The organism is Serratia sp. AR11 (genome assembly GCF_056376275.1).
This window is the reverse complement of the sequence record NZ_CM150739.1, coordinates 1,141,321-1,156,354: the sequence shown is the minus strand read 5'-3', so window position 1 is coordinate 1,156,354 and position 15,034 is coordinate 1,141,321. Positions and strand designations below refer to the sequence as shown.

12 protein-coding genes, 1 other RNA gene and 1 pseudogene are annotated in these 15,034 nt (G+C 53.1%); 9 read left to right on the top strand and 5 right to left on the bottom strand.

All coding sequences use genetic code 11. From position 1 onward, the window contains the following. Positions 1-10 precede the first annotated feature (10 nt). From sdeY to ykgO, 3 genes are all read left to right on the top strand, one after another. Positions 11-3,157 carry a multidrug efflux RND transporter permease subunit SdeY gene (gene sdeY, locus ACSOSI_RS05455; protein ID WP_476706666.1) on the top strand — a complete coding sequence of 1,049 codons (3,147 nt, stop codon included), beginning with the start codon at positions 11-13 and terminating at the stop codon, positions 3,155-3,157. Positions 3,158-3,337: 180 nt separating this feature from the next. Beyond that, a complete protein-coding gene (locus ACSOSI_RS05450) occupies positions 3,338-3,595 on the top strand; it encodes a type B 50S ribosomal protein L31 (protein ID WP_012005564.1) in 258 nt (85 codons plus the stop codon). 12 nt (positions 3,596-3,607) lie between these two features. Further along, the gene (gene ykgO, locus ACSOSI_RS05445) at positions 3,608-3,748 is read left to right on the top strand and encodes a type B 50S ribosomal protein L36 (RefSeq protein WP_012005563.1); all 141 of its coding nucleotides are present in this window, start codon (positions 3,608-3,610) and stop codon (positions 3,746-3,748) included. A gap of 113 nt (positions 3,749-3,861) precedes the next feature. Here the strand turns inward: ykgO and ACSOSI_RS05440 are convergent, their stop codons facing one another. From ACSOSI_RS05440 to ACSOSI_RS05430, 3 genes are read right to left on the bottom strand one after another with little or no spacing between them, the layout of a single operon-like run. After that, on the bottom strand, positions 3,862-4,740 hold the full coding sequence (locus ACSOSI_RS05440) for a metal ABC transporter substrate-binding protein (protein WP_476706665.1): 879 nt from the start codon (positions 4,738-4,740) through the stop codon (positions 3,862-3,864). A 25-nt stretch (positions 4,741-4,765) separates the two neighbouring features. Continuing rightward, positions 4,766-5,623 (bottom strand): metal ABC transporter permease, encoded by an 858-nt coding sequence (locus ACSOSI_RS05435; RefSeq protein WP_012005561.1) that lies wholly within the window; start codon positions 5,621-5,623, stop codon positions 4,766-4,768. Beyond that, entirely contained in the window at positions 5,620-6,333 is a 714-nt protein-coding gene (locus tag ACSOSI_RS05430; RefSeq protein ID WP_476706664.1) for a metal ABC transporter ATP-binding protein, read from the bottom strand. Before ACSOSI_RS05430 ends, ACSOSI_RS05435 begins: the two co-directional genes overlap by 4 nt. Before the next feature lie 448 nt (positions 6,334-6,781). On the opposite strand from ACSOSI_RS05430, the gene ACSOSI_RS05425 reads away from it, so the two are divergent. From ACSOSI_RS05425 to ACSOSI_RS05415, 3 genes are all read left to right on the top strand, one after another. After that, on the top strand, positions 6,782-7,135 hold the full coding sequence (locus tag ACSOSI_RS05425; RefSeq protein ID WP_476706663.1) for a hypothetical protein: 354 nt from the start codon (positions 6,782-6,784) through the stop codon (positions 7,133-7,135). A 162-nt stretch (positions 7,136-7,297) separates the two neighbouring features. Continuing rightward, positions 7,298-7,666, top strand: coding sequence for an Hha toxicity modulator TomB (gene tomB / locus ACSOSI_RS05420; protein ID WP_004940312.1), 369 nt, complete (start codon positions 7,298-7,300; stop codon positions 7,664-7,666). A 55-nt stretch (positions 7,667-7,721) separates the two neighbouring features. Next, positions 7,722-7,925: an HHA domain-containing protein gene (locus ACSOSI_RS05415; protein ID WP_012005558.1), complete on the top strand. Its 204-nt coding sequence runs from the start codon at positions 7,722-7,724 to the stop codon at positions 7,923-7,925. 77 nt (positions 7,926-8,002) lie between these two features. Here the strand turns inward: ACSOSI_RS05415 and ACSOSI_RS05410 are convergent, their stop codons facing one another. Further along, entirely contained in the window at positions 8,003-8,935 is a 933-nt protein-coding gene (locus tag ACSOSI_RS05410) for a LysR family transcriptional regulator (protein ID WP_012005557.1), read from the bottom strand. 137 nt (positions 8,936-9,072) lie between these two features. Between ACSOSI_RS05410 and ACSOSI_RS05405 the strand changes: the two genes are divergently transcribed. The 3 genes and pseudogenes from ACSOSI_RS05405 to ACSOSI_RS05395 all read left to right on the top strand — a co-directional run bounded on the left by ACSOSI_RS05405 (position 9,073) and on the right by ACSOSI_RS05395 (position 14,687). After that, on the top strand, positions 9,073-10,860 hold the full coding sequence (locus ACSOSI_RS05405; protein ID WP_476706662.1) for an adenine deaminase: 1,788 nt from the start codon (positions 9,073-9,075) through the stop codon (positions 10,858-10,860). Positions 10,861-10,942: 82 nt separating this feature from the next. Continuing rightward, positions 10,943-12,286: an NCS2 family permease gene (locus ACSOSI_RS05400; RefSeq protein WP_112362757.1), complete on the top strand. Its 1,344-nt coding sequence runs from the start codon at positions 10,943-10,945 to the stop codon at positions 12,284-12,286. Between the two features lie 424 nt (positions 12,287-12,710). Further along, a pseudogene (locus ACSOSI_RS05395) lies at positions 12,711-14,687 on the top strand (alkyl/aryl-sulfatase). A gap of 230 nt (positions 14,688-14,917) precedes the next feature. Here ACSOSI_RS05395 and ffs read toward each other — a convergent pair. Continuing rightward, positions 14,918-15,014, bottom strand: an RNA gene (gene ffs / locus ACSOSI_RS05390) — signal recognition particle sRNA small type. Positions 15,015-15,034 lie beyond the last annotated feature (20 nt).

The following is a 15,034-nucleotide window of genomic DNA, read 5'->3' as shown; positions in this document are numbered from 1 at the left end:
CCGGTAAGACATGGCTAAGTTCTTTATAGATCGCCCTATTTTCGCCTGGGTAATCGCCATCATCGTCATGTTGGCGGGTGTGCTGTCAATAATGAAACTGCCGATTGCGCAGTATCCAACTATTGCACCACCGGCGGTCAGTATTTCCGCAAACTATCCGGGCGCAGATGCAAAAACGGTGCAGGATACCGTGACTCAGATTATCGAACAGAACATGAACGGTATCGATAATCTGATGTACATGTCCTCCACCAGTGATTCCTCTGGTAGCGTCACCATTACACTGACGTTTAACTCTGGAACAGACCCTGACATCGCGCAGGTTCAGGTACAGAACAAACTGTCATTGGCTACGCCGTTACTGCCGCAAGAAGTACAGCAGCAGGGCCTGAAAGTTGAAAAGTCCAGCAGCAGCTTCCTGATGGTAGCCGGCTTCATTTCCGACGATCCGAGCATGACTCAGGACGACATCGCGGACTATGTGGCCTCTAACATCAAGGACCCGATCAGCCGTTCATCCGGCGTGGGTGAAGTGCAGCTGTTTGGTGCCCAGTACGCGATGCGTGTCTGGTTGGATCCAAATAAGCTCAATAACTTCCAATTAACCACTACTGATGTGACGTCCGCCATTACCGAGCAGAACAACCAAATCGCCGCAGGGCAATTGGGTGGGATGCCACCGGTGCCGGGTCAACAGCTTAACGCCTCGATCATCGCGCAGACCCGTCTGACCTCTCCAGAAGAGTTCGGCAAAATTCTGCTGAAGGTGAATGCCGACGGTTCTCAGGTTCGCCTGAGCGACGTGGCACACATTGAGCGCGGAGCTGAAAGCTATGCGGTGACCGCACGTTATAACGGCAAACCGGCGGCAGGCCTGGGTATCAAACTGGCTACCGGTGCCAACGCCCTGAACACCGCTCAAGGTGTGAAAGACGCGCTGACCAAAATGCAGCCTTTCTTCCCGCAAGGGATGAAAGTGGTTTATCCGTACGACACCACGCCGTTCGTTAAAATCTCGATTAACGAAGTGGTGAAAACGCTGATCGAAGCCATCATCCTGGTATTCCTGGTGATGTATTTGTTCCTGCAAAACTTCCGCGCAACCCTGATCCCGACCATTGCGGTACCGGTGGTGTTGCTGGGGACCTTTGCCATTTTGGCGGCCTTCGGCTTCTCGATAAACACCCTGACGATGTTCGGCATGGTGCTGGCGATAGGCTTGTTGGTGGATGATGCCATCGTGGTGGTAGAGAACGTCGAGCGTGTAATGTCCGAAGAGGGACTGCCGCCGAAGGAAGCCACCAAGAAATCGATGGAACAGATCCAGGGCGCGTTGGTCGGTATTGCCATGGTGCTGTCGGCGGTATTCGTCCCTATGGCGTTCTTCGGCGGCTCGACCGGTGCTATCTACCGTCAGTTCTCCATCACCATCGTTTCTGCGATGGCGCTGTCAGTACTGGTAGCGTTGATTCTGACGCCTGCACTGTGCGCCACCTTGTTGAAACCCGTAGCGAAAGGCGACCACGGGGTTAAAACCGGCTTCTTCGGTTGGTTTAACCGCATGTTCGAAAAGAGCACCCATCACTACACCGACAGCGTAGCCAACATTCTGCGCAGCACCGGTCGTTATCTGGTGATCTACCTGCTGATCGTTGTCGGCATGGCGCTGCTGTTCCTGCGCTTGCCTTCCTCGTTCCTGCCGGACGAAGACCAGGGCATTTTGCTGACCATGGTGCAGTTGCCTGCTGGTGCTACCGAAGCGCGTACCTCTAAGGTTCTGGAAGAAGTCACCGACTACTTCATGACCAAAGAAAAAGACAACGTAGTTTCGGTGTTTACCGTTGCGGGCTTCGGCTTTAACGGTAACGGTCAGAACAACGGTTTGTCATTCGTCAGCCTGAAAGACTGGTCTGAACGTAAAGGTGAAGAGAATAAGGTCCCGGCGATTGCAGGCCGCGCAATGGGCGCGTTCTCGCAAATCAAAGATGGCCTGGTATTCCCGTTCAACCTGCCGGCGATTATCGAACTGGGTACCGCGACCGGTTTTGACTTCCAGCTGATTGACCAGGGTGGCCTGGGACATGAAAAACTGACCGAAGCACGTAACCAGTTGCTGGGCATGGCTGCCAAGCATCCGGACATGCTGGTGGGCATGCGCCCTAACGGTCTGGAAGATACGCCGCAGTTCAAACTGATTATCGACCAGGAAAAAGCCAAGGCTCTGGGCGTTAGCATCACCACCATTAACAGCACGCTGAGCACCGCGTTGGGTGGCTCTTACGTTAACGACTTCATCGACCGTGGTCGTGTGAAGAAAGTGTACGTACAGGCTGATGCGCCGTTCCGTATGTTGCCGGAAGATATCAATAAATGGTTTGTCCGCGGCACCAGCGGCCAGATGGTTCCGTTCTCCGCCTTTTCCTCGGCGAAATGGGAATACGGTTCACCGCGTCTGGAACGTTATAACGGTCTGCCTTCCATGGAAATCTTGGGGCAGGCAACGCCAGGCAAGAGTACCGGTGAAGCCATGAACCTGATGGAAGAACTGGCCTCCAAGCTGCCGAGCGGCATTGGTTACGACTGGACCGGTATGTCCTATCAGGAACGTCTGTCCGGTAACCAGGCTCCAGCACTGTATGCCATCTCGATTCTGGTGGTGTTCCTGTGTCTGGCAGCATTGTACGAGAGCTGGTCAATTCCGTTCTCGGTCATGCTGGTTCTGCCACTGGGGGTTATCGGTGCGTTGCTGGCGGCCACCATGCGCGGCCTTAACAACGACGTTTACTTCCAGGTGGGGCTGTTGACCACCATAGGTCTGTCGGCGAAGAACGCCATATTGATTGTGGAATTCGCCAAGGACCTGATGGATAAAGACGGCAAGGGTCTGATAGAAGCCACGTTGGAAGCGGTGCGTATGCGTCTGCGTCCAATTCTGATGACTTCTCTGGCATTCATCCTCGGGGTTCTGCCGCTGGTTATCAGCAGCGGTGCAGGCTCCGGCGCACAGAACGCGGTAGGTACCGGCGTTATGGGCGGGATGATTACCGCAACCGTGCTGGCCATCTTCTTCGTTCCGGTCTTCTTCGTGGTGGTTCGCCGCCGCTTCAGCAAGAAGTCTGAAGATGTGGAACACAGCCACCCGGTTGATCATCACTGATAACTCAGTGACTGCTTCCCCCTGAATACAAAGGCCGCTTATGCGGCCTTTTTCTTTGGCTTCATCGGCTTAATGCAAACCACTCTCATTAATTTATCGGCAGATGCATTTTGTACTTGATCCGCCCTGCCGTGCGGCGCATAATTATTGTTATAGTATAACATTACATTGGAGCGCATCATGAAAGCAGGCATCCACCCAAACTACCGTACCGTGGTGTTCCACGACCTCAGTGCCGATACCTACTTTAAGGTGGGTTCGACCATTAACACCGATCGCACCATTGAGCTTGAAGGTGAAAGCTGGCCGTATGTCACTCTCGACGTCTCTTCCGCTTCGCACCCGTATTACACCGGCAAGCAGAAAGAGTTCTCTAAAGAAGGCAGCACTGCGCGCTTCCAGCAACGTTTTGGCCGCTTCTTTACCGGCAATAAGTAACAGGGGATCCACATGCAGGTTTTGAGTTCATTGCGTTCGGCGAAGAACCGCCATCCGGATTGCAAGGTCGTGCGCCGTAAAGGCCGTATCTATGTGATTTGTAAAACTAACCCACGCTTCAAAGCGGTACAGGGACGTAAGAAAAAGCGCTAAGTAAAGCAGTGCCATCTGTCTGTCGCAAAGCCCCGTTGCTGCTCAACGGGGCTTTTTTTATGGAGAAAGCTGAAACACCAAAAATGCCCTGCCTGACAGACAGGGCGAATGCGTTATTTCATGCTGCCGAGTAGAGTATCGACATTGTGCTTAAATGCCTGCTCGTAAGTGGCTGCTGGACCATTAGCTTTGGATAAGGCTTCCGGATACAGTTCCCCCCCGGCCTTGGCACCGGTGGCGGCGGCAATTTGCTTCACCAGGCGCGGATCGGTTTGGTTCTCAATAAAGTAGGCATTAACCTTCTCCTGCTTGATCTGTTTGATCAGCCCGGCCACGTCGCTGGCACTCGCCTCAGCCTCGGTAGAGAAGCCGACCGGGGCAAGGAAGGTGACGCCATATTCTTGACCAAAGTAGCCAAAAGCATCGTGACTGGTCAGCACCTTGCGTTTTTGTTGCGGCACTGCGGTAAACTGCGTTTTGGCCCACAGATCCAACTTCTGCAGCTGCTGGATATATTCCGCGCCGCGCTGACGGAAATAGTTGGCATCCTCAGGATCTGCGGCAATCAGCGCGTTCATCACGTTGGTGGCGTACTGCACGCCATTCTTCATGCTGTTCCAGGCATGAGGATCGGTGACCTCTTTGCCGTCTTCATTCATCTGACGCGAGTTGATCCCCTGCGATGCGGTAATCACCTGCCCTTTGTAACCCGAGGCACTGACCAGGCGATCGATCCACCCTTCCAGGCCCAGGCCACTGACGAACACCACGTCAGCCTGCGACAATAGCTTGCTGTCTTTCGGTGAAGGTTCGAAGCTGTGCGGGTCGCCGTCCGGCCCCACCAGCGTAGAGACATTGACATGTTCTCCCCCCACCTGCTTGACGATGTCGCCGAGGATAGAAAAACTGGCAACAGCGTCAACCGTCTTCGCCATAGCCAATGGGCTGGACAGCAGAGCAGCGACTGCCAGCGATATAGGTAAACGTTTCATACTTTCTCCTTGCACTTGGCACTTCTCAACGGCGCGCCAGGGAATAAATCCCCCCACGCGTCCCAAACAAAATTGACCCAAAGAAAATCACGCTGGCGCTGAGCACGATCGCCGGCCCTGCAGGCAATGACGCGTAGTACGACCATTCCAGCCCGATAAGGCTTGAAAGCATGCCGATACCCATAGCCACCGCCAACGTATGCGGCAAATTACGCGCCCAAAATCGCGCGCTGGCGGCGGGAAGCATCATCAGCCCGACCGACATCAATGTGCCGAGGATCTGGAAACCAGCGACCAGATTGATCACCACCAACGCCAGGAACAATCCATGTATCAGCGCCAGCCAGCGCGGAGCGCTGACGCGTAAAAAGGTGGCATCGAAAGATTCAATCACCAGGGCACGGTACAGTGCGGCCAATGCCAGCAGCGACAAGCTGGCTATCGCCCCCACCATCACAATCGCATGAATATCCACCGCCAGAATCGAACCGAATAACACATGCAGCAAATCAACGCTGGAACCACGCAGCGAGACTAAAGTGACGCCCAGCGCCAGTGACCCCAGGTAAAAACCGGCGAAGCTGGCATCCTCTTTCAGCGGCGTTCGCCGGCTGACCAGCCCGGATAGCATGGCCACCGCCAGCCCGGCAATAAAGCCACCGACGCCCATCGCCACCATCGACATACCGGAAATCAGATAGCCTATCGCTGCACCGGGCAAGACCGCATGGGACAGCGCATCGCCGACCAAACTCATGCGCCGCAACAGCAGAAAAACGCCCAACGGTGCTGCGCTGAGCGACAGGGCAAAGCAAGCCACCAGCGCACGGCGCATAAAACCGAACGAGGCAAAGGGATCGACAAGGAGATCAACCAACATCATTGCGTCACCGCCATTCGACACAGCGGCGAGCTGGCAATATTCAACGCTGGAATGTGTTCCAGCACCCGATCTGCCGCCCCCCAGTGGCAACACTGTGGCGTCAATAACAAGGCCTGCGGGAAATGGTTCGCCACCATCGACATGTCATGCAGCACCGCGATGACCGTCTTGCCTTGTCGATGCAACTGAGCGATCACTTGCAGCAATAGCCGGATAGTGGCGCTGTCGATACCGGTAAAAGGTTCATCCAGTAAAATCAGCGGCGCCTGCTGAACCAACATTCGAGCAAACAGTACCCGCTGCAGTTGGCCACCGGAAAGCTCACCGACCGGGCTGCGGGCCATCGGAGTCATCCCCAGGGTATCCAGCGCCTCGGCTATCTGCTGCGCAGCTCGCTTATTTAGCCCTCGAAACATACCGATCTGCGGCCAACTGCCCATCGCCACCAGATCGCTGACCAGCATTGGGAATTGGCGATCCAACTCGGCCTGCTGCGGTAAATAAGCCATACGCGGTAATTTATTTCCGCTAAAAGACAGGCTCCCACTTTGCAGAGGCAAAAGCCCGGCCAACGTTTTCAACAGTGTTGACTTGCCGGCACCGTTCACTCCGACGACGGCGGTCAAAGAGCCGGAGGTGAAGTGACCGCTGAGCGGCGGAAAAAGCGGGGCACTACCGTAGCCCACGACAGCCTGTTTTAAGGTAATCATGGCAGCGCCACCGCCCAGTAGATGCCTGCCCAGAGTATCGCCAGTAATAAAATGGCGATGCCACAGCGCAATCGGGCAGAGGCGGTGAACAATGAATTCAAGGACGGTATGGCACCATCTTGCGGTGTGGATGTCAGTTTCATGGCCAGACGGAAGGAAAGTTAAGTGTTACATTATAACATCACAAACCTTTCACTGACTCAAGCCCTCACACTACGATTAATGCAACTGAACGTAACAAGGGATGCGTTACTTTCGTTGGCAATTCACCGCTTTGACAACGTCAGCGCTACTCCTTCCGGGATATACCGAGAAATATCAGGGTTATTAATCGATAAACAACGTTGAGATTCTGTAAAAAAGTCGACTGCTAACGAAAAGTTTACCGACGAATTGATAAAAAAGGAGTAAGATTAATAGATAGGATCGCTATACTGCCAGGCATTAAATGCAAGTCACTCTTCGCTGCGACACAATGACGGAAGCACTTTCTGTTAAAAAACTAAAGAAAGTGATTAACGAAAAAATATCAGAGTTGGCACCAGCATTGACCAGCGGCCTGAGTTTTTATTCGGAAAGCGCGCGTTATGCTGAAGGTTCATTAGAAATACTTGATATTCAGGAATTGAGCAGCAGCCAGTATTCAATGAGTTACCGCTATAAATGGACAATTTTCAATGCCTGTCTGGATATCAGCGCCGAGGAATACATCAGCGACAGCGTCACTTTCAGCCAGGCCGAAGCAGGACTTATCTTTGACCTCATTGATAACTCCCGCCCATCTACCGCAGATGAATTGTAAGTTTACGTAATAACAGCAGGCCAGATGCGAAGAAATGATTTATATTCATTATACGGGAAGTTTATTTTATCATCATCTTTAAGCTACCTCTGTCCATGATGTAAATCAGCTTACTCACAGAGTGTTATCAACACCGAAATTAAGACTTACGGAGGGGATGATATGGATGAGTATTCGCCTAAAAGGCACGATATTGCTCAGCTGAAATTCTTGTGTGAAAACCTGTATGATGAAGGTATCGCCACGCTGGGCGACAGCCATCATGGCTGGGTGAACGATCCGACGTCTTCCGTCAACCTCCAGCTTAATGAGTTGATCGAACATATTGCTTCGTTTGTGATGAGTTATAAAATTAAATACATGGACGAAAGTGATTTATCGGAACTTGTCGAAGAGTATCTCGATGATACCTACACGCTGTTCAGCAGTTACGGTATAAATGATTCCGATCTGCGTCGTTGGCAGAAAACCAAGGCGCGATTATTCAGAATGTTCTCAGGAGAGGACATCTGTACGACAATGAAAACTTAGGGGATAATTATCCCCAAACTATTCTATTCGACGGTTTATAACACCAAAGGTTATCATGACTAAAATTGATTATCTGATGCGTTTACGTAAATGCACCACGATCGAAACACTGGAACGCGTTATTGAAAAAAACAAGTATGAGCTTTCAGATGACGAACTGGAGCTGTTTTACTCAGCAGCCGACCATCGCCTGGCCGAGCTCACCATGAATAAACTCTACGATAAAATCCCTACTGCCGTTTGGAAATTCGTAAGATAATCCAGGCTAAAAACGCGTTGAGCCGATACATTCGTCGGCCTCAATGTTACCTCTATCTTCCTATTTTTCTCATTGACTTACTGCACTTTCATTCGTTGTTGAAAATCCTGTAATAACAATTGGAAACAATCCTCAATTAACGCCGGATGGTTCCGATGCGCACTGCGCATTAACGCCACGGTGCGGCTAAGCATCGGCTGCTGTAGTTGAACCACGGTTAATTCATCATCGTTCAAGTGTGTGGTGTAAAGTTGCGGTAAAATAGCCACCGCCAATTTCGAACGCACCAACCCATATAACGTCTCCAAAAAATCCACCTGGAAGCGTGCGGTTAAATTCAGACGATGGCTTTCCGCCAGCGCCAAAACCAACCGACTGATATTCCCCTTGGAGAAAACCGCGATATCTCGTCGGGTTAATTGACGCCATGGCAGATGATGAGATTCAGCCAGCGGATCGTCACGGCGCATAACCACCACGAACGGATCCTCCTGCAACGGATATATCTCCAGCGATTCCGGCACCGAACTGTCGAGCGCGCCAATGCCAAAATCGATCAACCCGTTCTCTAATTGCAATAACAATGAGTCATTGGTTTGATCGTGAAATTCTATCCGCAAACGCGGAAAATTTGCCGCCAGCAATTGCGGCACGGCCGGAAACAACAGCCCGCTGACCGAAGGCACCAGCCCGATACGTACAGTACCATCCCCGCCTGCCAGCATGATGCGCTGCATATCATCAAAAGCCGCCTGCGCCACATTCAGCAGTCGTTCGGCATGCGGCAAGATAGCTGCGCCCTGTTCAGTCAGCGTCACTGCTGAAGCGGTACGGTTCACCAGCTTGCCACCCAGCACCGTCTCTATCTGCCGTAATGCGCTACTCAATGCCGGTTGGCTGATCGCCAGACGGTTCGCGGTATCGGTAAAATGCCGTAGCTGCGCCAGGGTGACGAAATATTGGATCTGCTTTAGAGAAAGCGCGGGTAATCGGCGCCAGGGTTCAGACATGTCAGCTTTCCGTCCGCTAAAAAGTAAACGTTTGCGACAGCATAAACGTTTCTTATCAGGCGATAAATTAAATCATCTGTGCAAAGCCAGTCCGCCGCCCTAGAGTAACAACCCTGTCATCATGCCGGGTAATTACCATGACCACTCATTGCATCAGCACGGGCGAACGCCAGCGTGCGGTGAAGGCCGCATTAGGCCAGCTTCCTTTTGATCTGCTACTGACCAACGCTGCGTTAATTGACATGGCAACCGGCGAAATCCGTAACGTCGACGTCGGCATCGTCGGCGCACTGATCGCCAGCGTCCATCCCTGCGGCACCCTGACCGAAGCCTTGCAGACGCAGGACTTGGCCGGTGCTTATCTGAGCCCAGGACTGATCGACACCCACGTACATGTTGAAAGCTCACACCTGCCGCCGGAACGCTATGCCGAGATTGTCGTCGCCCAAGGCACCACCACCATTTTCTGGGATCCGCACGAGTTGGCCAACGTGCTCGGCATTGCCGGTGTGCGTTATGCGGTAGACGCCAGCCGCGGCCTGCCACTCAGGGTGATCTGCGCAGCCCCTTCAAGCGTCCCCTCCACTCCGGGGCTGGAAATGTCCGGTGCCGATTTTGCCGGCCAGGAAATGGAAACCATGCTGGCGTGGCCAGAAGTCGGCGGCGTCGCCGAGGTCATGGACATGCACGGCGTGTTGAATGGCAGCGAACGCATGCTGGAAATTCTCAATGCCGGGCTTAATAGCGGCAAATTGATCGAAGGCCATGCGCGCGGGCTGAGCGGCGCCGACCTGCAGGCCTATCTGGCGGCGGGAGTCACCTCCGACCATGAGCTGACCTCCGGAGCCGATGCGCTGGAGAAACTACGCGCCGGTCTGACGCTGGAAATCAGAGGTTCCCACCCTTATCTGCTGCCGGAGATTGTCGCAGCGCTGAAAACGCTGCCGCACCTGTCCTCACAAATCACCGTCTGCACCGATGATGTCCCGCCAGATATGCTGCTGGAAAAAGGCGGCATAGTAGCGTTACTCAATATGTTGATCGAACAAGGCCTGCCGGCGACCGACGTGCTGCGGATGGCCACGCTCAATGCCGCCATTCGTTTGCAGCGCAACGATCTCGGGCTGATTGCCGCAGGCCGCGTTGCCGATCTGGTGGTGTTTGATTCGCTGACTCAGCTTAGAGCGCAACAGGTCTACGTCGCAGGTAAATTGACGGCACAGCAAGGCAAGATGCAAAAGCCGCTCAAGGCCAACCCTAACGTGGCGGCACCCCGTGACACCCTGCGGCTGCAACCTTTGGCTGCCGGGGACTTTGTGTTGAAGGTTCCGGCGATCCGTCACGGCAAAGCCACTCTACGCCACATAAAGGGCGCGCGTTTTACCCAGTGGAACGAAACCACGGTCGAAGTACGTAACGGCGAAGTGCAGATCCCGCAAGGCTTTAGCCTGATCTGGGTGCAGCACCGCCATGGCCGCCATCAGGCCACACCGCAACTGGCATTGCTGGAGGGCTGGGGTGAGTTGCGGGGTGCCATTGCCACCAGCTACTCACATGACTCACATAATCTGGTTGTGCTGGGGCGTGATGCCGCCGACATGGCGCTGGCCGCCAACGCCCTGATTGCCAGTGGCGGCGGCATGGCCCTGAGTCAAAACGGGGAAATTCTGGCGCAGGTGGCAATGCCGATTGCCGGTATGCTCTCTGACTTGCCCGCCGCAGAGCTGGCACAACAGTTCAAAAACCTGCGCGATTTGAGCGCACGAATCGCCGACTGGGAACCGCCTTACCGGGTTTTCAAGGCGATTGAAGGCACCTGCCTGGCGTGTAACGCCGGGCCGCACCTGACCGATCTCGGCCTGACCGACGGCTCAACACGTCAGATTGTCGATCCGCTGATCGCCTGCTGGGAAACCCCGGCCTAAAAATAATCATAATAACAATATGTACCCTATGGATTTCAAGTTGCGGCTTAAAATACGACGGGTAACGAAGGAGAGAATTTAAATGGCTGAAAATTCAGTACCTGCTCCAACACCAGGGGGCTGGCTGCAACGGCGTTTTCAACTGCATGCGCGGCAAAGTAATGTCAAAACCGAATGTCTGGCCGGTATCACCGGTTTTCTGGCGGCCGCTTATCTGTTGGTGGTGATCCCAGGGTTGTTAGCCGTCGGCGGCATGGATAAGGGGGCTGCCACTACCGGCACCATTCTGGTGTTTGTGCTGGGTAGCTTGCTGATGGCGTTATACGGCAACCTGCCGTTTATCGTCGGACCGGGCATCGGCGGCTCGGTGTTGGTCGGCGTAACTCTTGCGGGCAGTGAAGGTATCGGTTGGCAGATTGGCCTGGGTATCGCCTGCTGGTCCGGTATTTTGTTTTTCGCCCTGACCCGGCTCGGGCTACGTGAGGTGGTCACCCGTTCGGTACCGCAATCGATCAAGCTGGGGCTGACGGCCTCTATCGGGCTGTTCGTGGCAATACTGGGGTTCCGCAATGCCGGGCTGGTGCTGGCCAATGCAAAATCCAACGCGTTGATGCTGGGTGACTTCACCGCGCCCGGTGCATTGATCGCCCTATGCGGCCTGTTCCTGGCCATCGCCCTGCAGGCCCGACGTATTCCCGGTGCTATTTTGTGGGCCATCCTGTTCGCTACTCTGGTCGGCATCCCGTTCGGCGTCACCCATCTGCCAACCAGCCTGGTGGCGATGCCGCATTCATTGGCCCCGGTGCTTGGCCATGTTGATCTGATAGGTGCATTGAATATCGCCTTCCTGCCCTATTTGTTCGTCTTTTTCGCCTCGGAGTTTTTCTCCACCATGGGCACCACGCTGGCCGTAGGCGGTGAAGCCGGCCTGCTGGACGAACACGGCAATATGCCGCACATCAACCGGCCCTTTATGGTGGACTCTATCGCCGCCGCGCTTGGCCCTATAGTCGGTATTCCTGCCGCCACCGCCCTGATTGAATCCTCTGCGGCGGCAGAAGCCGGTGGAAAAACCGGGCTAACCGCCTTGGCCGCTGCGGTGATGTTTTTGCTGATGCTGCTGTTCACACCGATTGCGCTGATGATCCCGAAAGAAGCCACCGCCCCGGCGCTGATTTTGATCGGTCTGAATATGTTCAGCGGACTACGCAAAGTTGATTTGGCCAACTTCACCGACGGCCTGCCGGTACTGATGATGGTAATGATCACCCTGATCGCCAACAGCTTTGGTACCGGTATCGCTGGTGGATTGCTGTTTTATATCATTATCAAGGTGATTGCCGGTCAATGGCGCGAAGTACCCGCCGGGTTGTATCTGTTGGCGATCCCGCTGGCATACTATTTTGCCACGCTGGTTAGGCACTGATCTAAAAGTGGTGCACTGATATTCTGTCAGCGCACCACTTTAATAACTCGAGTACAGAAATATATTCGCTGTCGCCCTGTAAAATAGACCACACAGGGAGATAACCGATAAATAAACACTTCTTTTACGAAAAACCCTATCAACCATTCCAAATAATGCCCAAACCCATAAAAACGTAAAATCAGAACAACAAAAATAACAACCATTTGATTTTAAATGATTACATTACAAAACCAAAACCGGCCAAACTAAAACCCCATTCCTGATATAAAAACCAACGCTATTTTGCCTAAGCACAACACTTTGTTTATTTAAACTTGCCGAATCTCAATCATCTATTACATTTAATACTTGAGTTACAAATCGTTACAAGGGAAATCACTGTTACTCATCATTCTCCATCTAACAACCAACGGGGATCCTAATGAAATTAACACCAATCATGAGAGGGCTGGCGTTAGCGGGAATGCTATCCGGCTTTGCTATTTCATCCTGGGCAGAAGTTGCGCCGAAAGAAGCAGCCTCCGCAACCAAACAAGCCAATGATGCGCTGTACGATCAGCTCCCCTTCTCAGATAACACCGATTTTGCCAACGCACATAAAGGTTTCATAGCTGCCTTGCCCACCGAAATTATCAAAGGTGAAAAAGGCAATGTCATCTGGAATCCCCAACAGTATGCCTTCATCAAGGAAGGCGAAAAATCACCGGATACCGTGAACCCAAGCCTGTGGCGCTAGTCGCAGTTGATTAACATCAGCGGCCTGTTTGAGGTCACGGATGGTGTTTACCAGATCCGTAACCTGGATCTCTCCAATATGACCATCATTGAGGGGAAAGAAGGCGTTACCGTGGTTGACCCTTTGGTTTCGGCAGAGACCGCCAAAGTGGGTATGGATCTCTATTATAAAAATCGAGGTAAAAAGCCCGTTGTCGCTATTATCTACACTCATAGCCACGTAGACCATTATGGTGGTGTGCGAGGTGTAGTCGATGAGGCCGATGTCAAGTCTGGCAAAGTGAAGGTTTATGCCCCCGCCGGCTTTATGGAGGCCGCCGTGGCAGAAAACATCATGGCGGGTAACGTCATGAGCCGCCGCGCCAGCTATATGTACGGCAATCTGTTGAAACCGGATGCCAAAGGCCAGGTGGGTGCGGGGTTGGGCACCACCACTTCGGCGGGTACCGTCACCCTGATTGCCCCAACCCACATCATAGAGAAAGATGGCCAAAAAGAGGTCATCGACGGCCTTACCTATGATTTCATGCTGGCGCCAGGCTCTGAAGCACCATCAGAAATGCTGTGGTTTATCGAAGAGAAGAAACTCATCGAAGCGGCAGAAGATGTGACCCATACGCTGCATAATACTTATTCGCTGCGTGGCGCAAAAATCCGCGAACCCCTCCCTTGGTCAAAATATATTAACGAAGCGATAGTTCGCTGGGGTGACAAAGCGGAAATCATTATGGCTCAGCACCACTGGCCAACCTGGGGTAACGAGAACGTCGTTAACCTGCTCAAGAGCCAGCGCGATCTTTACCGTTATATTAATGACCAGACCCTTCGCATGGCGAATGAGGGTCTGACCCGTGATGAAATAGCAGCGAAGTTCAAACTACCGGACAGCCTGGCGAAAACCTGGGCCAACCGGGGTTATTACGGTTCGGTGAGCCATGATGTTAAAGCGACTTATGTGCTCTATCTGGGCTGGTTTGATGGCAATCCTGCCACGCTGGATGAACTGCCACCGGAAGAAGCCGCGAAGAAATTCGTCGATTACATGGGCGGTGCCGATGCGATCCTCAAGAAAGCCAAAACCGACTTTGATCAGGGCAACTATCGTTGGGTCGCTCAGGTTGTCAGTAAAATAGTCTTTGCCGATCCGAATAATCAGGACGCGCGTAATCTTGAAGCTGACGCCCTGGAACAGCTGGGCTATCAGGCTGAATCTGGCCCATGGCGTAACTTCTACCTCACCGGCGCTCAGGAACTGCGTAACGGCGTGGTGAAAGGGCCAACCCCGAATACCGCCAGCCCGGATACCGTTCGAGCGATGACGCCGGAAATGTTCTTTGACTTCCTGGCGGTGCATATCAACGGAGAAAAGGCCGGCAAGGCCAAAGCCGTGTTTAACATTGATCTTGGTAGCGATGGCGGCAAGTACAAGCTGGAACTGGAAAACGGCGTGCTAAACCACACCGCCAACGCCGAAGCCAAAGATGCCGATGCCACCCTCACCCTTAACCGCGACACATTGAATAAAATCATCCTCAAGGAGGAAACGCTAAAACAGGCGGAAGATAAGGGAGAAGTGAAGGTAACGGGGAACGGGGCGAAAATGGACGAAATGTTAGGCTACATGGATAACTTTGAATTCTGGTTCAACATTGTAACTCCGTAACACCCATACCCTGCGGCTTTCTAGGTCGCAGGGTAAATCCGAACATATCGGAAATCCGCACGCCGCATTGCTATGCTCCCGCCCTGCTTTGGTATCCAGAGATTTTCCAGCAGTTCATCACCCGTTTCTGGAGCCCTACTTTTCTAGGTTGATTTTTACTTTATTGAGCGCTGAAAGAGTACTTGAGGGGATGGTAAGAAAAAGCAATGAAAGGCAGAAATTGGTGGAGGCCCTGCCAGCTACATCCCGGCACACACGTCACCTGCTACGGCTGCTTCCTTCCGGATCTGACCGAGTTCACAAGTTAGTGTTGCGGGAGAACCAACAGGGCCCCCATTGACGGCTTC

What these genes read in the sequence shown, in the direction of transcription:
- ACSOSI_RS05430 (WP_476706664.1), bottom strand. Translation starts at nt 6,333, where the DNA reads ATGATTACCTTAAAACAGGCTGTCGTGGGCTACGGTAGTGCCCCGCTT.
- ykgO (WP_012005563.1), top strand. Translation starts at nt 3,608, where the DNA reads ATGCAGGTTTTGAGTTCATTGCGTTCGGCGAAGAACCGCCATCCGGAT.
- tomB (WP_004940312.1), top strand. Translation starts at nt 7,298, where the DNA reads ATGGATGAGTATTCGCCTAAAAGGCACGATATTGCTCAGCTGAAATTC.
- ACSOSI_RS05425 (WP_476706663.1), top strand. Translation starts at nt 6,782, where the DNA reads ATGCAAGTCACTCTTCGCTGCGACACAATGACGGAAGCACTTTCTGTT.
- sdeY (WP_476706666.1), top strand. Translation starts at nt 11, where the DNA reads ATGGCTAAGTTCTTTATAGATCGCCCTATTTTCGCCTGGGTAATCGCC.
- ACSOSI_RS05410 (WP_012005557.1), bottom strand. Translation starts at nt 8,935, where the DNA reads ATGTCTGAACCCTGGCGCCGATTACCCGCGCTTTCTCTAAAGCAGATC.
- ACSOSI_RS05450 (WP_012005564.1), top strand. Translation starts at nt 3,338, where the DNA reads ATGAAAGCAGGCATCCACCCAAACTACCGTACCGTGGTGTTCCACGAC.
- ACSOSI_RS05435 (WP_012005561.1), bottom strand. Translation starts at nt 5,623, where the DNA reads ATGATGTTGGTTGATCTCCTTGTCGATCCCTTTGCCTCGTTCGGTTTT.
- ACSOSI_RS05440 (WP_476706665.1), bottom strand. Translation starts at nt 4,740, where the DNA reads ATGAAACGTTTACCTATATCGCTGGCAGTCGCTGCTCTGCTGTCCAGC.
- ACSOSI_RS05400 (WP_112362757.1), top strand. Translation starts at nt 10,943, where the DNA reads ATGGCTGAAAATTCAGTACCTGCTCCAACACCAGGGGGCTGGCTGCAA.
- ACSOSI_RS05415 (WP_012005558.1), top strand. Translation starts at nt 7,722, where the DNA reads ATGACTAAAATTGATTATCTGATGCGTTTACGTAAATGCACCACGATC.
- ACSOSI_RS05405 (WP_476706662.1), top strand. Translation starts at nt 9,073, where the DNA reads ATGACCACTCATTGCATCAGCACGGGCGAACGCCAGCGTGCGGTGAAG.